We start from the raw sequence: 21,002 nt of genomic DNA on the forward strand, positions 1-21,002 counted from the left end.
GTCCCCCGTGGAGGACGTCGTCGACTACGCCGGTGCGACGCTGCCGCCCGGCCCCTTCCCCTTGGCCGACCTGCCCTTGGGCAGGGCCAGCTGGATCTCCTCCCGCAGCTCCTGGATCTTCGGGTAACCGGCGTACTCGGCGGTGAGCCGGTACATCTGGCGCAGCCGGTCCCACGTCCGCTGGGAGGAGTTGGACCCCATCGACACCAGGGCCAGCCGCGCGTACCGGTCCGCCTGTTCGGGGTCGTCGGCGATGAAGCAGGCAGAGGCCATCGACAGGTAGTCGAAGATCTTCGACCGCTGCCGGCCGTCGATCCTCAGGGCCAGGGCCTTGTCCGCGTAGTGCTGGGCGTGCGCGGCGGCCCCCGGTTCGAACTCGGCGAGCGTCCGGTAGGCCAGGGCCTGCATGCCGTACAGGTCCTCCTCCTTGAACGTCTGCATCCAGTCCGGGGGCGGCACGTCCGCCTTGTCGGAGACGAAGAGGTCCTCGGCCCGTCCCAGGGTGCGGCGCATCGCCTGGCCCTTGCCCATGGAGGCCTGCGCCCAGGCCTCGATGGTGTACAGCATGGCCTTGGTGCGCGGCAGTACCCGCTCGCCGGAGCCGGACTGGGCGAGCTTCATGAGGTCCAGGGCCTCGTCGGGCTTGCCCAGGTGCACCATCTGCCGGGCCGCCCGGGACAGCGCCTCGCCCGCCCTGGGCCGGTCACCGCCCTCGCGCGCGGCGTGCGCGGCGATGACGAAGTACTTCTGCGCCGTGGGTTCCAGGCCGACGTCGTGCGACATCCAGCCCGCGAGGACGGCGAGGTTGGCGGCGACGCCCCACAGGCGCCGCTGGAGATGGGGTGGATGGTGGTAGGCGAGCATGCCGCCCACCTCGTTGAGCTGGCCCACCACGGCCTTGCGCTGGAGACCGCCGCCGCGGGCGGCGTCCCAGGCGCGGAACACCTCGACCGAGCGCTCCAGTTCCTCCACTTCCTGCGACCCGATGGGGGCGGCCTCGTAACGGTCGAACCCGGCGGGGTCGGCCTGCAGGGATCGGTGGGGGTCGGGGGCATCGGCCGCCAGGGCCGGGTCGGCGTGCAGCCAGTCGTGCATGGCGCTGCTGAGTGCGGAGCCCGCGGCGAGCGCGGCGCCCGCGCCCACCAAGCCGCGTCGGTTGAGCATGAGGTCCATTCCCGTGAATTCGGTGAGGACCGCCGCAGTCCGCTCGGGCGCCCACGGCACGCCGTCGGGGTGCTCTTCGCTCCCGCCGTGTGGCCGTTTCCCCGCACGCCCGTGCCGGACCAGACCGAGGTCCTCGATGGTCACGACACGGCCGAGACGCTCGGTGAACAGGGCCGCCAGCACCCGCGGCACCGGATCGCGCGGGATCTCTCCCATGTCGATCCACCGCCGCACCCGCGAGGTGTCGGTCGCCAGCTGGGGGTGGCCCATGGCCGCCGCCTGCCGGTTGACCAGCCTCGCGAGTTCGCCCTTGGACCAGCCGGCCAGGCCGAACAGGTCCGAAAGACGGGTGTTGGGTTCTCCGCTCACGTCAAGCCCCCAGGTTCTCGGCTGAGTTGACAGTAGCCCCGTGCGGGTTGCCGGGCGACTATTCGCCACCGTTCGCCAGGGTGCGCCAGATGGTGTGCCACGGGCGGCCGGGTGTCAGGTAGGAATGCGCCACCCCGACCCGGTCGCCGTGGGGGTACTCCCCAGGGTGGCCCCGGGCGGCCGGGCGGGCGGCGCGACGGCTTTCGGAAGACGTGCCCTCCGGCAGCGAACGGGCTGGACCGGACCGGTACTTCTTCAGGCAGGCACAGCAGGCACACGAAGGGATCTGTCTCGCCCATGTACGCAGCATCGTCCTCCGTGTCCGCGCCGCAGCGCTCGCTGCACCCCCGCCCGACGGCGGGTGGCGGCCCCTATCTCGCCCCCGCGCGTCCGGCGGCCCCGGTGCTCGGGGCCGGCAGGGTGCGGCTCGGCGCGGGGCCCGGCACCCAGCCGCTCAGCGGAAGAATCGACCTGTCCGGCCCCCAGGGGGCCCAACTGCGCACGGCGATCGCCGCCGTGCACCGGATCTGCCCGGAGTTCTCCCCCGTGCAGGTACTGCGGCGCAGCGGGCGCTCCGTGCTCCTGGTCGGCACGACCGGGCGCAGCACGGCGGTGGCCAAGTGCTTAGTGGACCACTCCCCCGCGTGGGCGGAGCGCAGCCGCCACGAGATAGGGGCATACCGCTCGTTCGTCCGGCAGCGCCCCCCGGTGCGGGTGCCGAGACTGATCGCGGCGGACCCGGACAACGGCACGCTGGTCATCGAGCGGATGCCCGGGCGGGTGGCGGCGCTGCAGCGGCACCCCCTGGAGGCCCCGCCCCGGGCCGACATCAGGGCGGCCATCGGCGCGGTCTGCCGACTCAACGCGTGGCGGCCACCGGCCGGCACCTTCGACGCCCCGCTGGACTACGCGGCCCGGATCTCCCGCTACCACGAGCTGGGGCTGCTCACCGACCGTGACCTGGGCGACCTGCAGAAGCTGCTGCACGGCATCGCCCACGCCGGCGGCCGCCAGGGCATGGGCCAGTTCTGTCACGGCGACGCCCTGCTGTCCAACCTCCTCATGTCCCCGGCCGGTCCGGTGCTGGTGGACTGGGAGCACGCGGGCTGGTACCTGCCGGGCTACGACCTGGCGACGCTGTGGACGGTCCTCGGCGACGCTCCGGCGGCCCGCCGTCAGATCAGCCAGATCGCCCAGTCGACGGGCACGGCGGCACGTGACGCCTTCCTGGTGAACCTGATGCTCGTACTGACCAGGGAGATCCGTACGTACGAGACGGCCGTGCAGCGTTCGATGCACGACACGGTCCCTGCACCGTCGGCGGCGGCCCATCCCGGTGCCGCGCCGACCGGCGAGGAACAGCGGCTGCTGCTGCGCCGGCTGCACGACGACTGCCAGATGGCCCGGCGGGCCGTGCGGGCGGCGGTCGGCACACGCTGACGGCAGGGACGAGAGGAAGACGACAGTCCGCGGTGCGCCCCCCGGGTGGGGCGCACCGCGGTTTTCGCATGCGCGCCGTGCGTGTGCGCCATCCGGGTGTGTGCAGGGGCCATTGGTGTATGCCACTGACGCCGCGCAGGCCGGCGGGCCGCCGCCACGAAACTCGCCGAACCCCTCGCTGACGTGGGAAATCGCCGCCATGACCGCATGATTGACGGATCGTCCGACCGCCGGGTACCACTGACCCACGCCCGGCCCCGCACCCCGTCACGTCCCGTCATGCCCGACCGTCACAGGAGGCCGCCTTGCGAGGATCCCCCGTCGTGCCCGCCCTGGCCACCGCGGCTCTGCTGCTGCCGCTGCTCGGCGCGGCGCCGTCCGCCGCCGTGCCCCCGGACGCGCCGCCCGCCCCGGACCGCCTCCAGCGGGCGTTCGCCACCGCGGCGGCCGAGTACCGCGTGCCGCAGAGTGTCCTGCTCGGCGTCTCCTACCTGCAGTCCCGCTGGGACGCGCACGGCGGCGCGCCGAGTGTGACCGGCGGCTACGGCCCGCTGCACCTCACCGACGCCCGCACGGCCCTGGCCGCGGCCTCGCACCACGGCGAGGGCGCCGAGGACCCGCGCGGCGACGACGCTCGCGCCGCGCTGCGCCCGACGGGCGGTGCCCCCGCGCCGTCCGCCGACCTTCCGGCGCGGCTGACCACGCTGCCGAAGGCCGCCGAGCTGACCGGGCTGAGCCCCGAGGCGCTGCGCACGGACCCGGCCGCGAACGTGTCCGGCGGTGCCGCGCTGCTCGCCGCCGCGCAGCGGGAACTGGGCGAGCCGCTCAGTGCCGACCCGGCGGACTGGTACGCGGCGGTGGCCCGTTTCTCGGGCGCGGAGGACTCCGCCACGGCGGCGGCGTACGCGGACGACGTGTACGAGGTCATCCGCACGGGTGAGCGGCGCACCACGGACGCCGGTCAGCGGGTCTTTCTGGCCGCCCGCCCCGAGGTGGCACCGGACGTCTCGCAGCTGGGCGACGCGGGCCTGCGTGCCGCGTCCGCGGCCGGCACGGAGTGCCCGACGTCGGTGTCCTGCGAGTGGGTCCCGGCGCCGTACGAGGAGTTCGGGGACGGCGACTACGGCAACCACGACCTGGGCAGCCGCCCGGCCTCCCAGCGCATCCGCTACATCGTCGTGCACGACACGGAGGGCACCTGGAACGGGGTCCTCAACATGGTCCAGGACCCCACCTATGTGTCCTGGAACTACACCTTGCGCTCCACCGATGGGCACATCGCCCAGCATGTGAAGGCGAAGGATGTGGCCTGGCACGCGGGCAACTGGTACGTCAACGCGGGGTCGATCGGCCTGGAGCACGAGGGGTTCCTGGCGGAGCCGGACGCCTGGTACACGGAGGCGATGTACCGGTCGTCGGCGCGGCTGGTGAAGTACCTGGCGAAGAAGTACGACATCCCGCTGGACCGGCAGCACGTCCTCGGCCACGACAATGTGCCCGGCACCACCACGGCGACGATTCCGGGCATGCACACCGACCCGGGCCCGTACTGGGACTGGCGGCACTACTTCCAGCTGCTCGGCCGCCCCTTCGAGCCGACCGCGGGCAAGAAGTCCGCCCTGGTGACGATCCGCCCCGACTACGACGCCAACCGTCCCGCGTACACCGGCTGCGAGAAGGCGGGCGAGCCCTGCCCGGCGCACGGCTCCAGCGAGGTGCGGCTGTACTCCGACCACGACGTGAACGCGCCGCTGATCAAGGACATCGGTCTCGGCACCACCCCCACGACCGGGGTGAACGATCTGTCCTCCCGGGTCTCCACGGGCCAGCAGTACGCGGTGGCCGACCGGTGGGGCGAGTGGACCGCCATCTGGTACCTCGGACAGAAGGCGTGGTTCCACAACCCGGCGAAGAGTCCGGCGGCGGTGCCCGCCTCCGGACAGGTGCTCACTGCGAGGAAGGGCCTCGCGAGCGTGCCGGTGTACGGGCGCGCGTACCCGGAGAAGGCCGCCTACCCGGCGGACGTGCCCGCCCAGGCGGTGTCGCCGCTGCCGTACACCCTGCCCGCCGGGCAGAAGTACGTGGTCGGTGAGAAGGTGCCCGGCGAGTACTACTACGCGGTCACCTTCGACGAGGCCTCCCACCGCGTGGTGACCGGCAAGGACCAGTACTACGAGATCCAGTACGGCCACCGGGTCGCGTATGTGCGCGCCGCCGACGTGACGGTCTCGGCCGCCCGGTAGGACCGGGTCGGGGAGCCGGGTCTCAGCCCTGCTGGAAAAGCTCCGCCGGGAGCGGCTTCAGCAGGGCGTACAGGTCGTCGGTGATGGGGCGGTCCCAGGCGGCGATGGTCACCAGGACGCCGTCGCTGCGGTCGAACTGCACGCAGGAGATCCGGCCCTCGGAGAGCTTGAGGCGGCGCACGATGAGCAGGTTGTCGCCCTGCATCACGGGGACGTCCTCGGCGCCGACGACCGTGATCTCCTCGTCGTTCTCCAGCGCGAGCAGCAGCTGGGCCACCTCGAAGGGGATCTCGCCCTCGGGGACCTCGCGGGCCGGGGAGCCTTCCGGGAGGTTGCCGATGATCATCGCGGGGCCGCGGCCGCCGAACAGGTCGTAGCGCAGGAAGACGCCCTGGCAGCTGCCGTCGGGCGCGGGCAGCAGACCGGCGCCGAGATTGCCGGGCCAGTCGCCCGGGTCCATGGCCAGTACGTCGAAGTCGGGCCCGGCGGGCGTGGCGCTGCGGCGGCGGAGGAACGACATGCCGCAATGGTACGTGGCCGAGGGCCCCGGGCGGCGTGCGGGCGGCCGCCCGGCCGGGCTACCCGGACCCCCGGTGCCGGTCCTGGTGGCGGGCCACCCTGGCCCGGTTGCCGCAGGAGGGCTTGCACCACTCCTGACGCGGGTGCTCCTTGAGGAAGTAGCGCACGCAGCGCGGGGCGTGGCAGGCCCGCAGCCGCTGTCGGTCGGGCCCCGCGAGGAAGCCGATCACGGCCTGCGCGAGGACGGCGGCGAGGTCGGCGCTCGTGCCCTGCGCGGGCGCGGCGCGCACGACGGGCTCGGCGGTGTCGGCCCAGGCCAGGACGGGGACCGTGGGGGTGCGGGCGGCGGCCTCGTTCAGGAGCCGCAGGGCCTGGGGCACGGGCAGCAGCCGGGCGGCGTCGGCGGGGCTCGGCTCGCCGGGGCGCACGGCGCGGGCGAAGAGGGCGCGGGCGGCGGCCCGTACGTCGCGTACGGCGGTCAGGGCGGACGCGTCGGCCGCGAAGGCCTCGGCGTCGGGCAGGACGCCGGGGTGCGCCCGGACCCAGGCGGTGAGCCCGGCGGGGTCGGCCAGGTCGTCGGCGACCGAGCCGTGCCCGTCGTGCCGGACGGTCAGCGCGAGGGCGAGCGCGATCCGGGTGTCCGTGCGGGGCGAGTCCTGCATGGGGCCGATGATAGGCATCCCGGACGGGCCGGGTGTCACTCCTCCGGGGGAGCCGGTGGCACCACCGCGACCGGGGCCGCCGCGTGCAGCAGCACGGCGTGGGTGACCGAGCCCATCATGCGGGCGGGGGCCAGCAGGCGCCGACGGTGACGGCCGACGACGACCAGGTCGGCGTCCTTGGAGGACGCGACCAGGTTCCCGGCGGCGTCACCGGGCAGGACGTGGGTGTCGGCCCGGACGTCGGGGTGGCGTCCGCGGTAGGGCGCGAGCATGCCGTCGGCCAGGACCCGGGTCTCGCTCTCGACGGAGACCTCGTCGATCACCAGGGGCATCATCTGCCCCGCGGCGGCCCAGGTCTGCACCGGCCACGGGTAGGCGGCGACCACCTGGAGGCGGGCGCCGCGCAGCTCGGCCTCGGTGAAGGCGAAGGACAGGGTGGCGTCGTCGGGACTGTCCACGTGCAGGCCGACCACCACCCGCGGGCCGGGTTCGGCGGGCGCCTCGCCGTGGACCTCGCGTCCGGGGCGGGGCACCACGACGACGGGGCACTCGGCGTCGCGGGCGGCGGCCATGCCGTTGGAGCCGAGCAGCAGGCCGGTGAAGCCGCCCCGGCCGCGGGAGCCGAGGACCAGCAGCTGGGCGTCGGCGCCCAGTTCCGGCAGCAGGGCGCCCGGTACACCTTCCATGCCGACGTACTCCGTCGGCACGGCGAAGGCCCGGCCCTGGAGGTGCGCGCGTGCCTGGTCGAGTGCCGGGTCCTCGGCGGTGTCCGGCGGGCCGGCGACCAGGATGTCGGTCTGGGCCCAGGCGGCGTACTGGCGGACGTGCACCACCCGCAGGGGCGCCTCGCGCCGGTGGGCGGCGTCGAGCGCCCAGTCCAGGGCGCGCAGGCCGTCGTCGGAACCGTCGACCGCCGCGATGACCGGCAGGGTGCTCATGGGTCCTCACCTCCGGAGTACGGACTTCCCCCCGGCGGCGGACCGAACACCAGGGTTCGGCCGGTCGGCGCACCCCCGGTGTCTACGTGAGGTCGAACTCCCCTTCCCGCGCTCCCGACACGAACGCGCCCCATTCCGCCGGGGTGAAGATCAGGGAGGGGCTCTGCGGGCTGCCGCTGTTCCGCATGGCGATGAACCCCTCGACGAAGGCGATCTGGACATCCCCCAGGCCCCGGCTGCTGGACTGCCACTGCGCGTTGCTGAGATCCAGCTCGGGCTTGTCCCAGCCCATGAGCGGGCGCTGGTGGGTGGTGCTCTCGGCCACGTCCGTGCTCCTCCCGGTTTCGTCGTGCGCGGCCAGCCTAGCGATCGGGTCGGACCGCCGACAGGCCACGTGGGGAGTGCTTTGCGAAGAGTGGTCGGGGCGAGTGCGCGAGGAGGTCCGGCCCAGGGGCCGCCGCTCGGTCGCGCGACGGTGTCGTGGGGTCAGGAACCGGTGAAGCGGTCCCGCAGCTCCCTCTTGAGGATCTTGCCGCTGGCGTTGCGCGGCAGGGCGTCCACGAATCGCACCCGTTTGGGTGCCTTGAACGCGGTGAGTTTCTCGCGGGCGTGGGCGATGAGTTCGTCCTCGGTGACCTCGCCGCGCGGGACGACGACGGCCGTGACGGCCTCGATCCACCGCTCGTCGGGCAGGCCGATCACGGCCGCCTCGGCGACGGCGTCGTGGGTGTAGAGGGCGTCCTCGACCTGGCGGGAGGCCACCAGTACGCCGCCGGAGTTGATGACGTCCTTCACGCGGTCGACGATCGTGTAGTAGCCGTCCGCGTCCCGTACGGCGAGGTCGCCGGAGTGGAACCAGCCGTCGCGGAAGGCGGCCTCGGTCTCCTCGGGCTTGTCCCAGTAGCCCTCGCACAACTGCGGGGAACGGTAGACGACTTCGCCGGGCGTGCCGTCGGGCACGTCCTTGCCGTCCTCGTCGACCACGCGGGCGTCGACGAACAGGACGGGGCGGCCGCAGGAGTCCATGCGGCCCTCGTGCTCGTCCGGGCCGAGGACGGTGGCGAGGGGGCCGATCTCGCTCTGGCCGAAGCAGTTGTAGAAGGCGAGGTGCGGCAGGCGTGCGCGCAGCCGCTCCAGGACGGGCACCGGCATGATCGACGCACCGTAGTAGGCCTTGCACAGGCCGTCGAGGTCGCGGGTGGCGAAGTCGGCGCGGTTCGCCAGGCCGATCCACACGGTCGGCGGCGCGAAGAGGCTATCCACACGGCCCGTTTCGATCAGGTCGAAGAGCAGGTCGCCGTCGGGCGCGTCCAGGAGGATGTTGGTCGCGCCGACCGCGAGGTAGGGCAGCAGGAAGACGTGGGTCTGCGCCGAGTGGTAGAGCGGGAGCGCGTGCGCGGGGCGGTCTCCGGCACTGAGGTCCAGGGCGGTGATGGCGCTCAGGTACTCGTGCACCAGCGCACGGTGGGTCATCATCGCGCCCTTGGGCAGCGCGGTGGTGCCGGAGGTGTAGAGCAGTTGCACCAGGTCCTCGGCGCCCGGTTCGGGGCCGTCGTACGCGGGCGACGAGGCGAGGCGGGCCAGGAGCGAGTCGGCGGTGTCGCGCAGCGGCAGGGTGCGGGTCCCGCCGGGGAGCCGGGCGGCGAGGCCGGGGTCGGCGAGGACCAGGGTGCTGCCGGACTGGCCGACGAGGTAGGCGAGGTCGTCGCCGGTGAGGTTCTGGTTGACCGGGACGTGCACCAGGCCCGCGCGGGCGCAGGCCAGGAACGCGATCAGGTAGGCGTCGGAGTTGTGGCCGTAGGCGCCGACCCGGTCGCCGGGGGAGAGTCCCTCGGCCAGCAGGACGCTCGCCGCGCGGGAGACCGCGGTGTCCAGTTCCTCGTACGTCCAGGAGCGGTCGCGGTACTCCACCGCGACGCGTGCCGGGGTGCGTCGGGCGCTGCGCCGCAGCACCCCGTCAACGGTGCTGCCGGTGCTGCCGTGTCCGGGCGTCATGACCTGATCCTCGGCCGGTGGCGGGGACGGGTCAAGCTGTGCGGCCGGTCCGCCGGCTCCGCGCATCCACTCCGTCCGCCCCATTGACACGACCCGTCACTGACAGGAAAGTTTCACTCCGCACGGCGATCCGGGAAAGATACTTTCAGCTTCGGCGGCGGGAGACTCTTCGATGGCCGGTCAGGCGACGAACGGATTCACACGGCGTCAACTGGGCGCCGGTGCCCTGGCCCTGGGGGGTGCCCTGGCCATCGCCCCGTTCGCGGCCGGTCCGGCCGCGGCCGCCTCCGGCCACGGCCGCCGCCCCACCCTGCGGCACGGCACCGCCGAACGCGCCGGACTGCTCCCGGGCCATCTGCGCCAGCTCGTCACCGACGCCGAGACGTTCCTCGGCCCGTCCCCCGCGCACCCGTGGTACGCGGGCGCCGTGCTGCTCGCCGGGCGGGGCGGCACGGTGGCGCTGCACGAACCGATCGGCATGGCGGTGCGGTACCGGTCCTACGACGAGGCGACCGACACCGGCGTGGAGTTCCCGGCGGGCGAGCAGATCCCGATGGCCCGGGACACGGTGTTCGACCTCGCGTCGATCTCCAAGCTGTTCACCTCGATCCTCGCCGTGCAGCAGCTGGAGCGGGGCGCGCTGGAGCTGGAGGCGCCGGTCGCCTCGTACCTGCCGGACTTCGCCCGGGCGGGCAAGCAGGGCGTGACGATCCGTCACCTGCTTACGCACACCTCGGGCTTCCGGGCGTGGATCCCGCTGTACGCCGCGCCCACGTACGAGGAGAAGGTCCAGCTCGTCTACGACGAGGCGCCGGTGAGCGCGCCCGGCACGGCGTACCTGTACTCGGACCTGAACATGATCTCGCTCCAGCTGGTGCTGGAGAGCGTCACGGGCCGCGCCCTGGACGTGCTGCTGCGCGACGGGATCACGAAGCCGCTCGGTCTCACCCGCACCCGCTACAACCCGCCCGCCTCCTGGCGGCCGGGGATCGCGGCCACCGAGGACGCCCGCAAGCCCTGGTCCGGCCTGGACCGCGGTCTGGTGTGGGGCGAGGTGCACGACGAGAACGCCTTCAGCCTCGGCGGCGTCGCCGGTCACGCGGGGGTGTTCTCCTCGGCGTGGGACCTCGCCGTCCTCGGCCGTACGCTGCTCAACGGCGGCTCCTACGGCCGGGCCCGCATCCTGCGGCCGGAGTCGGTGGAGCTGATGTTCACCGACTTCAACACCGACTTCCCCGGCGACGAGCACGGCCTGGGCTTCGAGCTGTACCAGCACTGGTACATGGGCGCAATGGCGACACCGCGCACGGCCGGGCACACCGGTTTCACGGGCACCTCGCTGGTGCTGGACCCGACGACCGACTCGTTCCTGGTCGTCCTCGGCAACTCCGTCCACCCGGTGCGCGCTTGGCGTTCCGGGTCGGCTCCCCGGGTGGCGGCGGGCACCAATCTGGCGCGGGCGGTGCCGGTCCGTCCGGAGCACGGGCGCACGGCGTGGTTCTCGGGGACGGCGAGTTCCGCCACGGCCACGCTCACGCTGCCCGCCCTGGACACGTCGGGCGGCCGAGCGGGGCTGCGCTGCGCGCTGTGGTGGGACACCGAGCCCGGGTCGGACACGCTGGTCCTGGAGGCGTCGACCGACGGCGGCGCCGAATGGCGGCCGGTCCCGTTCACCACCACACGTCGCGGCGAGGCGGCCCGGGAGCATCCGGAGGGCTCGGCCACCGGCTGGTCGGGGCGCGTCTGGCACCGGCTGAGCGCGGACCTTCCGGCCGTGCGCGGCCTCACCCTGCGCTGGCGGTACACGACCGACCGGCTGTACGTGGGCCGCGGCGCGTACGTCGACGGGCTGCGCGTGGCGGCGGCCGACGACGTCCTGTTCCACGACGCGCGCCCGGCGGACGCGGCGCGCGTGGAGACGGTGGGGTGGACGGCGTCGGCCGACTAGCCGGGCCGGGTTCCCGGGTCCGGGGACCCGGCAGCTGCGCTAGCCATTGAAGACGGCCTTCTGCACCTCGTTCGGACCGTCGAAGCTGTTCTCCTTCAGACCGTCGAGTCGGCTGACGACCTTGTCGTCGGCCTTGTCCGGACGGGTATGTCGCGGCACCCAGCCTGGTCCCGCGCATGCGCGCTCAGCCCCCGGTGCCGTCCAGCACCGCCATCGCCGCGTTGTGTCCCGGCACCCCGCTCACCCCTCCCCCGCGCACGGCGCCCGCGCCGCACAGCAGGACGTTCGCCTGCCCGGTCTCCACTCCCCAGTGGCCGGTGCCCTCCTGGGCGTGGGGCCAGGACAGCTCGCGGTGGAAGATGTTCCCGCCGGGCAGGCGCAGGTCGCGTTCGAGGTCGAGCGGCGACCTGGCCTCGATGCAGGGCCGCCCGTCCGCGTCGGTCGCCAGGCAGTCCGCGAGGGGCTCGGCAAGGTGCGCGTCGAGTTGGCCGAGGGTCGACTTGAGCAGCTCCTCGCGTACGGCGTCGTTGTCCCGGGCGAAGAGGCGGGCCGGTGTGTGCAGGCCGAACAGGGTGAAGGTGTGCATGCCCTCGGCGGCCAGGCCGGGGGCGAGGATCGTCGGGTCGGTCAGCGAGTGGCAGTAGATCTCGGAGGGCGGCGCGTCGGGCAGCTCACCGGCGGCCGCCCGGGCGTACGCGGCGGCCAGTTGCTCGTAGCCCTCGGCGATGTGGAAGGTCCCGGCGAAGGCCTCGCGCGGGTCGGCCTCGGGGTCGCGCAGCCTCGGGAGCCGGGTCAGCAGCATGTTGACCTTGAGCTGGGCACCCTCGGCGGGCGGGGGCGGCGCCTGGCCCGTGAGCGCCGCGAGTTCGCTCGGGGCTGCGTTGACCAGGACGTGGCGGGCGGCGGCGACGTGCTCGCCGTCGGCCGAGCGGTAGGTGACCTCGGCCGTGCGCCCGTCCGCGTCGATCCGCACCGCCTCGTGACCGGTGGCGAGCACGGCACCGGCGGCGCGGGCCGCGTCGGCCAGCGCGTCGGTGAGGGCGCCCATGCCGCCGACCGGCACGTTCCAGGCGCCGGTGCCGCCGCCGATCACGTGGTAGAGGAAGCAGCGGTTCTGGACCAACGAGGGGTCGTGGGCGTCGGCGAAGGTGCCGATCAGCGCGTCGGTGAGGGCCACGCCCCGGACCAGGTCGTCGGCGAAGTGCTCCTCGATCGCGACGCCGACCGGCTCCTCGAACAGGGCCCGCCAGGCCGTCTCGTCGTCGACCCGGCGGCGCAGTTCGTCCCGGGTGGGCAGCGGTTCGGTGAGGGTCGGGAAGACCCGCTGGGCCACGTGGCCGGTCATGGCGTAGAAGCGCTGCCAGGCGGTGTACTCCCGCTCCGAGCCGGTGAGCCGGGCGAAGGACTCGCGGGTGCGGCGCTCGCCCCCGCCGACGAGGAGGCCGGTGGGCCGCCCGGCGCGTTCCACGGGCGTGTACGAGGAGACGGTGCGCGCACGCACCCGGAAGTCCAGGCCGAGGTCCCGCACGATCTTTCTGGGCAGCAGGCTGACCAGGTACGAGTAGCGCGACAGCCGTGCCTCGACCCCGGCGAACGGCCGGGTGGACACGGCCGCTCCGCCGGTGTGGTCCAGCCGTTCGAGGACCAGCACGGAGCGCCCCGCCCGGGCCAGGTAGGCGGCGGCGACCAGGCCGTTGTGGCCGCCGCCGACGATGACGGCGTCAAAGGTGCGGGAGGTGCGGGGCGGGGTCGTCATGGCTCTTCGTAACACGGCCCGGTCGGGGGCGGCCAGCCCGCCGTCGGGCGCCGTCCCCGGTCAGCGTGCCGCCCCGCGCAGTGCGGCGACCCCGCGGTACAGCTCCGCGGCCTCGGCCGCGCGGCCGAGCCGTTCCAGGCAGTGGGCCTCGTCGTCGCGGGCGACGAGGGTGTCGGGGTGCTCGGGGCCCAGGACCCGTTCGCGGGCGGCGGCGACCAGGCGGTACTCGGTGAGGGCGGGGGACCAGCGGCCGAGCCAGCCCAGGGCGACGGCGACCTCGCGGTGGCTGACCAGGGTGTCCGGGTGGTCCGGGCCCAGCACGCGGGCGCGGACCGCGCACACCTCGCGGGCCTCGGCCAGGGCCTCCTCCCAGCGGCCCAGCCTGCCGAGGTTGACGCCCAGGCCGTGCCGGGCGCGCAGGGTCTCCGGGTGCTCGGCCCCCTGGACGCGGGCGCGGTCGTCGATCAGTTCCTCGTACACGGTCAGCGCTTCGGCGCAGCGGCCGAGACGGCCCAGGGCGACGCCCGTCTCGTAGCGGGCGGCGAGCGTGTCGGGGTGGTCGGGGCCGAGGGCTGCGGCACGGGCACCGGCGACGTCGCGGTAGGTCGCCAGGGCCTCCTGCCAGCGGTCCAGCCGCCCTAGTTCGTAGGCCACCTCGTAGCGGGTGACGAGGGTGTCGGGGTGGTCGGGGCCGAGCACGCGGGCCCGGGCCGCCGCCACCTCGCGGGCCGTCCGGTGGGCGTCCTCGATACGGCCGAGCCGCCCCAGGTTGGAGGCCAGGTTGTGCCGGCAGCGCAGGGTGTCGGGATGGTCGGCGCCCATGGTGCGCTCGCGGGCGGTCAGGACCGACGTGTACACCTGGTGGGCGTCGGTGTGGCGGCCCAGCCGGCCCAGGATGTAGGCCATCTCCTGACGGACGGCGAGGGTGTCGGCGTGATCGGCTCCCAACGTCCTGATCCTGGCCTCGGCGACGCCCTTGTACGCGCGCAGCGCCTCGGCGGCACGACCGGTGCGGCCGAGGGCGAAGGCGGCCTCGTAGCGGCTGGCGAGCGTGTCGGGGTGGTCGGGACCGAGCAGGCGTTCGCGCTCGGCGGCGACCGCGCGGTGCACCTCGCCGGCCTCCTCCCAACGGCCGAGCCGGCCCAGGCCCAGGCCCGTTCTGTGGCGCGCGGCCAGCCTGGCGACGGTCCCGGACGCCCGGTCCGTCCGCTCGGCCGGGGCGGTCCCGGCGGTCCCGGCGGTCCTGGCGGTCCCGGCGTCGGCGGACCGGTCACCGGCGGGTCGCGGGATCCACGCGCCGGACAGGCCCGCCCCGGGGACCGGGGGCGTGGCGCGGGGACCGGTGCCGGTCGCCTTGTGACCGGTCGTCATGCCGTGGGTCCACGACGGCAGCCGGGCGCGGCCCCCGACCGGCTGGGGCGTGCTCGGCCGGGCGCTCACCAGGACCGGCACCGGCGCCGGTGCCGTGCGTCCGGCGGTGATCCGGCGGCCCAGTTCCCGGGCGTCGTCCGGGCGCGCCTCGGGCCGCTTGGCCAGCAGGTCCAGAATGATCCGGTCCAGGTAGCCGGGCAGTTCGGCGCGGCGGGTGCGGGGCGGCGCGGGCTCGGTGTCGCGGTGGCCGACGAGGATCGCCCAGGCGTCGTCGAGGTCGAACGGCGGGACACCGGTGGCGATCTCGTAGAGCACGCAGCCCAGGGAGTACAGGTCGCTGCGCCGGTCGACCTCGTCGCCGCCGATCTGTTCGGGCGACATGTAGTGCGGGGTGCCCATGGCGATGCCGGTGCCGGTCAGGCGGGCGGTGAAGCCCGCGTCGTGACCGAGCCGGGCGATGCCGAAGTCGCAGATCTTCACGGTGCCGTCGGCGGTCCGCACGATGTTCGCGGGCTTGAGGTCGCGGTGAACGATGCCCTGCTCGTGGGTGTAGGCGAGCGCGGAGGCGACCTGTTCGGCGATGTCGACGACGTCGGCGACGGGCAGCGGATGGCCCTTGTTCTCCTCCAGGAGACGGCTCAGGTCGTACCCCTCCAGCAGCTCCATCACCAGGAAGAGCATGCCGTCCCACTCGCCGAAGTCGTGGACGACGGTCACCCCGCGGTGCTGGAGCGCGGCGGCCACCCGGGCCTCGCGCCGGAACCTCTCCCGCAGGACGCGGGTGAAGGAGTGGTCGTGCTGCGTGCCCAGCGGTTTGAGGCACTTGACGGCTATGCGGCGGCCCAGTGACTCGTCCCGCGCCCGCCACACCTCGCCCATGCCACCGCGCCCGATCCTTTCGAGCAGCCGGTACCGGCCGTGGATCAGCGTGTCGTCCCCCATGACTTCGCCCCGCCCCCGTGGTTCAGTCCGCCCCGCCCTCCCCTGGCCGGTCCAGTATGGCCGCTTGTCGTCCGATTTTGTATGGCGCCGGGCGCGCGGCCGGGCCGAGCCGTGCCATGGCGCGCAGGATGTGTTTGGGCGGCAGCTGCCAGCGCAGACGTGCCGGGACCCGGCGCAGCAGGGCGCCGGTGGCGCGCAGTCGGCGGGTGACGGTGGCGGGGGCGGGCGCCGGTCGGCCGTAGAGCTGGTGCGCGTAAGGCGGTAGTGAGTCGTACGCGAGAGAGGCGACCCGCCGCCACAGCAGCTCGCGGGCCGGGACCAGGAGGGGGTGGACGGGCGGGCGGAGCAGGAAGTCGTCCACCTCGCGCGCCTCCGCTCCCGCTTCGAGTTCGGGCCGCACCCGCGCGAAGTAGGCGGCCAGCTCGCTCTGGTCCGCGGGCACGGAGGCGGGGTCGAGACCGACGAGACGGGCGCTGTGCCGGTGTTCGGCGAGATAGCGGTCGGCGTGGGCGTCGGTGAGCGGGAATCCGGAGCGGCGCAGGACATGCAGGTAGGAGCCGATCTCGGCGCAGTGCACCCACAGCAGCAGCGCGGGCTCGTCGACGCCGTAGCGCTCCCCCGTCTCCGGGTCCGTGGCGCCGAGCATGCGGTGGATCTTCCGTACCCGGGCGCCGGCCCGCTCGGCGGCCTCGGTGGTGCCGTACGTGGTGGTGCCGACGAAGCCCGCGGTGCGCATCAGGCGTCCCCAGGCGTCGCGCCGGAAGTCGCTGTTCTGCATCACGCCGCGCACGGCCCGCGGGTGCAGGGCCTGGAGGTAGAGGGCGCGGATGCCGGCCACCCACATCATCGGGTCGCCGTGCGCCTGCCAGGTCACGGAACTCGGACCGAAGAGCCCCGGGTCGCCGTCCGTCGCCGCCATACGGGCAGGCTAGCGCGTCGCGCCTCGCGGTCCCAGGGCCTCAGCGCAGGGTGGCGAGGAACTCTCCGCAGGCGCGGGCGCAGTCGCGGCAGGCCCGCGCGCTCTCCTCGGCGCCGGGGTGGCCGTCGAAGACGTGCGCGCTCTCCAGGCACACCTGGCGGCACCACTCCAGCTGGGCGCGGATGGCGGACTCGTCCACCTGGTTCTGCTCGGACAGCACCCGGCAGGTCGCGTCGCAGACCTCCGCGCACATGATGCCCCTGCGCCGTACGAGTTCCTGGTTCTCGGTCCCGTCCGGGTCCACGAGGCTCGCCCGCAGGGCGCAGGCCCGGGCGCACTCGGTGCACGCCTGCGCGCACGCGAAGCGGTCCTCGAGGAAGCGGAACAGTTCCTGCTGGGAAGTCGTCGTCGATGTCACACCGCGCGGGTTGCCGCCGGTCGCGCCGCCAAACCGGCGGGCCCGGTGTTTCCAAGGGCTCCGGACCGCGGGCGCGGTGAGCAGGTTGGTCACGCGGGGCCGGGGGTACCCGCGCTCCATGACCAACGCATGGATGGACCTGGCCGCGAACGGCTCCGGCGGTTTTCCCGTCTGGCTGATCATCGCGGCCGTGGTGGTGGTGGCCGTACTGATCGGCGCGTTCGCCTTCGGCAGTCGGCAGAAGCGCCGGGAGTCGCCGCCCCCGCGCCCCGAGGAACAGCCCCGTATGCCCGACGGCGGCCCCGTCCACGAGGAGCGGGAGCGTCGGGAGCCCGACGAGATGCCGCGCAGCGACGAGCGCACGCTGCCGCACGAGATGGGGCACCAGGGCAGCCGTACCGCCTCCGACCAGGAGCGGCGTCGCTGGGACGAGGGCAGCAGTGGCTCCTTCGGCAGCGGCGGCCCGGGCGGACGCTGACCCGCACGGTGCTGTGGACCGGCGGGCAAGTCGGAGGGTGACCGTACCCGACCGGAGCGTAGTTTCCGGCACGGGCGGTGGGGAACCCATGCGCCGTGCTGTTGCAGAGGAGAAGGGCCCGCGCCGGTGCGCGGGCCCGTCGCGCGGGCGAACACACCGTCGACTGGGCCGACGGGCGGCTCCCCGTCTCCGAGGGCGGGCGGCTGCTGCGCAAGGCCTTCCCCGAGCACTGGTCGTTCCTGCTGGGCGAGATCGCCCTGTACAGCTTCGTCGTGCTGCTGTTGACGGGGGTCTGGCTGACGCTGTTCTTCAAGCCCTCGATGACGGAGGTCGTCTACGACGGCTCGTACGAGCCCCTGCTGGGCGTGAGCATGTCGGAGGCCTACCGCTCGACGGTGGACATCAGTTTCGACGTCCGCGGCGGGCTGCTGATCCGGCAGGTGCATCACTGGGCGGCGCTGGTGTTCCTGTCGGCCATCGGGGTGCATCTGCTGCGGATTTTCTTCACCGGGGCGTTCCGCCGACCGCGTGAGGTCAACTGGCTGATCGGTGTGACGCTCTTCGTGCTGGCGCTCGCCGAGGGCTTCGCCGGCTATTCGCTCCCGGACGACCTGCTGTCCGGGACGGGGCTGCGCATCGCCCAGGGGATCATGCTGTCCGTCCCGGTGGTGGGGACGTACGTCAGCATGTTCGTGTTCGGCGGCGAGTATCCGGGCGAGGAGATCGTCCCGCGGCTGTACTCGGTGCACATCCTGCTGCTCCCCGCGCTGCTGGTCGCGCTGGTCACGCTCCATCTGATCCTGGTCTTCTACTTGAAGCACACCCAGTGGGCGGGCCGCGGGCGCACCAACCGCAACGCGGTGGGCAAGCCGATGTTCCCGCAGTTCATGACGAACTCCACCGGCCTGTTCTTCATGGTCTTCGGTCTCCTGACGGTGCTGGCGGCGGTGGCCGAGATCAACCCGATCTGGACGTACGGCCCCTACCGCCCCGACATCGTCTCCACGGGCTCGCAGCCGGACTGGTACGTCGGTTTCCTGGAGGGTTCGCTGCGGCTGATGCCGCCGTTCGAGACGGCGGTGGCGGGCCACACCGTCATGTGGAACGTGCTGGTGCCGGCGGTCCTGCTGCCGGGCGCCCTGTTCGCGGTGCTGTACGCCTACCCGTTCTTCGAACGGTGGGTGACGGGCGACCACGAGGAGCACCACCTGTGCGACCGGCCCCGGGACAAGCCGGTGCGCACCGGGCTCGGCGTCGCCGCGATCGTCTTCTACGGTGTGCTGCTGCTGGCCGGTGGCAACGACATCCTGGCCCACACCTTCCACGTCTCGCTGAACCTGCTCACCTGGATCTTCCGGGTCTCCCTGATCCTGGCGCCGCCGTTGGCCTTCGTCGTGACCAAGCGCGTCTGCCTGGCGCTGCAGGAACACGACCGCGAGCGTCTGACCGGGGGCGAGGAGACGGGCGAGGTGCACCAGACCCTCGCGGGCGGCTACGCCGAGAGCCACGGCCCCCTCGACCCCGAGGAGCGGTACGTGCTGTGGACCCGCGGGCAGCCCGAGCCGCTCGCGCCGTCCCCGAAGGAGGGCGACGCTCCGCACGTGAGCCGGCTGCGGGCGACGCTCAGCGAGTGGTACTACGGCGACGGGGTCGACGTCGGGGAGACGCAGCCGGAGCAAGGCTCGACGCCGGAAGCGGCGGGACGGGACTCCTACTCGGGCGAGCCGGAGCGCTGAACGCCCCGGTCGGCGTACTGGAAGACCAGTCCGCCGACCCCCATGGCGAGCAGGCCGAAGCCGATCAGCGCCAGCCACAGGCCGAAGACGATGCCGAACGCGAGCACCACGGCAGCCAGCGCGATCGTGATCGGCCAGGCGCTGCGCGGCGGGAAGAAGTCGAGCGGGCCCGCGGTGTCCACGACCTCGCCGTCACCGCGGTCCTGCGCCCGCAGACCGCGCTTGCGGTACTGCACGCGCAGGAAGAACGCGACGAGCAGGGCCATGAGGAAGGCGAGGACGAGCGCGGCCGTGCCGGCGGGCTCGCGCGACCACCAGCCGTACAGCGCCGCCTCGGCGCCGAAGAAGACCGCGACACCGGTGAACAGACGGGATTCGGTCCTCACTGCACATGCCTCTGATCGTGTCGGCTGACGTCGGGGTGGTGCAGGTCGAACGCCGGGGACTCGGAGCGGATCCGGGGCAGCGAGGTGAAGTTGTGGCGCGGCGGCGGGCTGCTGGTGGCCCATTCGAGGGAACGGCCGTAGCCCCAGGGGTCGTCCTGCTCGACCTTCTTCCCGTAGTGGTGGGTGCGCCACACGTTGTAGAGGAACGGCAGGGTGGACAGCCCGAGGAGGAAGGCGCCGATGGAGCTGATGGTGTTCAGCGTGGTGAAGCCGTCCGCGGCCAGGTAGTCGGCGTAGCGGCGCGGCATGCCCTGTTCGCCGAGCCAGTGCTGGACGAGGAAGGTGGTCTGGAAGCCTACGAAGAGCGTCCAGAAGTGGATCTTCCCGATGCGTTCGTCGAGCAGCTTGCCGGTGAACTTCGGCCACCAGAAGTAGAAGCCGGCGAACATCGCGAAGACGACCGTGCCGAACAGCACGTAGTGCAGGTGGGCGACGATGAAGTACGAGTCCGTGAGATGGAAGTCCAGGGGCGGTGAGGCGATGAGGACGCCGCTCATGCCGCCGAGCAGGAACGTCACCAGGAAGCCGCACGCCCACAGCATGGGGGTCTCGAAGGAGAGCGAGCCGCGCATCATGGTGCCGATCCAGTTGAAGAACTTCACCCCGGTCGGCACCGCGATGAGGAACGACATGAGGGAGAAGAACGGGAGCAGCACGGCGCCGGTGGCGAACATGTGGTGGGCCCACACCACCGCGGAGAGCATGGTGATGGCGATGGTGGCGCCGACCAGGCTGACGTAGCCAAAGATGGGCTTGCGGCTGAAGACCGGGATGATCTCGGTGACGATGCCGAAGAACGGCAGCGCGACGATGTACACCTCGGGATGGCCGAAGAACCAGAACAGGTGCTGCCACAACAGCGCCCCGCCGCCCGCCGCGTCGAAGACGTGCGCGCCGAACTTCCGGTCGGCCTCGAGCATCAGCAGCGCGGCGGTGAGCACGGGGAAGGCGGGCAGCACCAGGATCGACGTGAACAGGATGTTCCAGGTGAAGATCGGCATCCGGAACATGGTCATGCCGGGGGCGCGCAGGCAGATGATGGTGGTGATGAAGTTGACGGCGCTGAGCGTGGTCGACACGCCGCTCACCACCAGGCCCATCGTCCACAGGTCACCTCCGGGCCCCGGGCTGAAGGTGGCGCTGTTCAGCGGCGCGTAGGCGAACCAGCCGAACGAGGCCGCTCCCCCGGGTGTCAGGAACCCCGCCACGACCATCAGGCCGCCGAACAGGTACATCCAGTACGACAGCGCGTTCAGCCGGGGGAACGCCAGGTCGGGGGCGCCGATCTGCAAGGGCATGATGACGTTGGTGAACCCGGCGAACAGCGGTGTCGCGAACAGCAGCATCATGATGGTGCCGTGCACGGTGAACAGCTGGTTGTACTGCTCGTTGCTGAACAACTGCAGTCCGGGCCGGGCGAGTTCACTGCGCATCAGCATGGCCAATACGCCGCCGAAGAGGAAGAAGCCGAACGACGTCGCCAGGTAGAGATGGCCGATCACCTTGTGATCGGTCGTCGTGGCCCACCGCACCAGTGCCCGGCCCAGCGTGCGGTTGGTCCGCTGCCGAGCCGGTGTCCGGCGCGGCGACCCGGTTCTTCTGTCCACCGCCATGCGGCGGAGAGTACCCAGGCCCTGTGGGCCCAGGCCCACGACCAC

General features: G+C 73.0%; 17 protein-coding genes. 5 read left to right on the forward strand and 12 right to left on the reverse strand.

The window, feature by feature from the left end; all coding sequences use genetic code 11:
- Window positions 1-24 precede the first annotated feature (24 nt).
- The gene (locus ACGH52_RS04975) at window positions 25-1,533 is read right to left on the reverse strand and encodes a hypothetical protein (protein ID WP_121702085.1); all 1,509 of its coding nucleotides are present in this window, start codon (window positions 1,531-1,533) and stop codon (window positions 25-27) included.
- A 297-nt stretch (window positions 1,534-1,830) separates the two neighbouring features.
- On the opposite strand from ACGH52_RS04975, the gene ACGH52_RS04980 reads away from it, so the two are divergent.
- Complete coding sequence (locus ACGH52_RS04980) at window positions 1,831-2,973, forward strand: aminoglycoside phosphotransferase family protein (protein WP_076973020.1); 1,143 nt, start codon at window positions 1,831-1,833, stop codon at window positions 2,971-2,973.
- 305 nt (window positions 2,974-3,278) lie between these two features.
- The gene (locus tag ACGH52_RS04985; protein ID WP_399937865.1) at window positions 3,279-5,216 is read left to right on the forward strand and encodes an N-acetylmuramoyl-L-alanine amidase; all 1,938 of its coding nucleotides are present in this window, start codon (window positions 3,279-3,281) and stop codon (window positions 5,214-5,216) included.
- A 22-nt stretch (window positions 5,217-5,238) separates the two neighbouring features.
- On the opposite strand, the gene ACGH52_RS04990 is transcribed toward ACGH52_RS04985, so the two are convergent.
- The 5 genes from ACGH52_RS04990 to ACGH52_RS05010 all read right to left on the reverse strand — a co-directional run bounded on the left by ACGH52_RS04990 (window position 5,239) and on the right by ACGH52_RS05010 (window position 9,330).
- Window positions 5,239-5,736, reverse strand: coding sequence for a hypothetical protein (locus ACGH52_RS04990; RefSeq protein ID WP_059297308.1), 498 nt, complete (start codon window positions 5,734-5,736; stop codon window positions 5,239-5,241).
- Window positions 5,737-5,794: 58 nt separating this feature from the next.
- The gene (locus ACGH52_RS04995) at window positions 5,795-6,415 is read right to left on the reverse strand and encodes a CGNR zinc finger domain-containing protein (RefSeq protein ID WP_399937867.1); all 621 of its coding nucleotides are present in this window, start codon (window positions 6,413-6,415) and stop codon (window positions 5,795-5,797) included.
- Window positions 6,416-6,432: 17 nt separating this feature from the next.
- Window positions 6,433-7,335, reverse strand: coding sequence for a universal stress protein (locus ACGH52_RS05000; RefSeq protein WP_059297310.1), 903 nt, complete (start codon window positions 7,333-7,335; stop codon window positions 6,433-6,435).
- Between the two features lie 82 nt (window positions 7,336-7,417).
- Window positions 7,418-7,660: a DUF397 domain-containing protein gene (locus ACGH52_RS05005; RefSeq protein ID WP_030182473.1), complete on the reverse strand. Its 243-nt coding sequence runs from the start codon at window positions 7,658-7,660 to the stop codon at window positions 7,418-7,420.
- 161 nt (window positions 7,661-7,821) lie between these two features.
- Window positions 7,822-9,330, reverse strand: coding sequence for an acyl-CoA synthetase (locus ACGH52_RS05010; protein WP_399937869.1), 1,509 nt, complete (start codon window positions 9,328-9,330; stop codon window positions 7,822-7,824).
- 172 nt (window positions 9,331-9,502) lie between these two features.
- Between ACGH52_RS05010 and ACGH52_RS05015 the strand changes: the two genes are divergently transcribed.
- The gene (locus ACGH52_RS05015; protein ID WP_210975473.1) at window positions 9,503-11,278 is read left to right on the forward strand and encodes a serine hydrolase domain-containing protein; all 1,776 of its coding nucleotides are present in this window, start codon (window positions 9,503-9,505) and stop codon (window positions 11,276-11,278) included.
- A gap of 184 nt (window positions 11,279-11,462) precedes the next feature.
- On the opposite strand, the gene ACGH52_RS05020 is transcribed toward ACGH52_RS05015, so the two are convergent.
- Genes ACGH52_RS05020 through ACGH52_RS05035 form a run of 4 tightly spaced genes read right to left on the reverse strand, consistent with a single transcriptional unit; the run spans window position 11,463 to window position 16,684 of the window.
- A complete protein-coding gene (locus tag ACGH52_RS05020) occupies window positions 11,463-13,034 on the reverse strand; it encodes a phytoene desaturase family protein (RefSeq protein ID WP_399937872.1) in 1,572 nt (523 codons plus the stop codon).
- 60 nt (window positions 13,035-13,094) lie between these two features.
- Window positions 13,095-15,347 carry a tetratricopeptide repeat protein gene (locus ACGH52_RS05025; RefSeq protein WP_399937874.1) on the reverse strand — a complete coding sequence of 751 codons (2,253 nt, stop codon included), beginning with the start codon at window positions 15,345-15,347 and terminating at the stop codon, window positions 13,095-13,097.
- 22 nt (window positions 15,348-15,369) lie between these two features.
- A complete protein-coding gene (locus tag ACGH52_RS05030) occupies window positions 15,370-16,266 on the reverse strand; it encodes an oxygenase MpaB family protein (RefSeq protein ID WP_399937876.1) in 897 nt (298 codons plus the stop codon).
- A 40-nt stretch (window positions 16,267-16,306) separates the two neighbouring features.
- The gene (locus tag ACGH52_RS05035) at window positions 16,307-16,684 is read right to left on the reverse strand and encodes a four-helix bundle copper-binding protein (RefSeq protein ID WP_030182460.1); all 378 of its coding nucleotides are present in this window, start codon (window positions 16,682-16,684) and stop codon (window positions 16,307-16,309) included.
- 118 nt (window positions 16,685-16,802) lie between these two features.
- Between ACGH52_RS05035 and ACGH52_RS05040 the strand changes: the two genes are divergently transcribed.
- On the forward strand, window positions 16,803-17,162 hold the full coding sequence (locus ACGH52_RS05040; RefSeq protein ID WP_059297316.1) for a DUF6479 family protein: 360 nt from the start codon (window positions 16,803-16,805) through the stop codon (window positions 17,160-17,162).
- 95 nt (window positions 17,163-17,257) lie between these two features.
- Window positions 17,258-18,898, forward strand: a complete 1,641-nt coding sequence (locus tag ACGH52_RS05045; protein ID WP_399937878.1) for a cytochrome bc complex cytochrome b subunit — start codon at window positions 17,258-17,260, stop codon at window positions 18,896-18,898.
- On the opposite strand, the gene ACGH52_RS05050 is transcribed toward ACGH52_RS05045, so the two are convergent.
- Window positions 18,874-19,284 carry a cytochrome c oxidase subunit 4 gene (locus tag ACGH52_RS05050; RefSeq protein WP_076973030.1) on the reverse strand — a complete coding sequence of 137 codons (411 nt, stop codon included), beginning with the start codon at window positions 19,282-19,284 and terminating at the stop codon, window positions 18,874-18,876. The two genes, ACGH52_RS05045 and ACGH52_RS05050, sit on opposite strands and share 25 nt — an antisense overlap.
- Window positions 19,281-21,002: a cytochrome c oxidase subunit I gene (gene ctaD / locus ACGH52_RS05055; RefSeq protein WP_059297319.1), complete on the reverse strand. Its 1,722-nt coding sequence runs from the start codon at window positions 21,000-21,002 to the stop codon at window positions 19,281-19,283. Before ctaD ends, ACGH52_RS05050 begins: the two co-directional genes overlap by 4 nt.

The sequence above is a fragment of the Streptomyces sp. BBFR25 genome (genome assembly GCF_044590125.1).
Lineage (GTDB): Bacteria > Actinomycetota > Actinomycetes > Streptomycetales > Streptomycetaceae > Streptomyces > Streptomyces canus_D.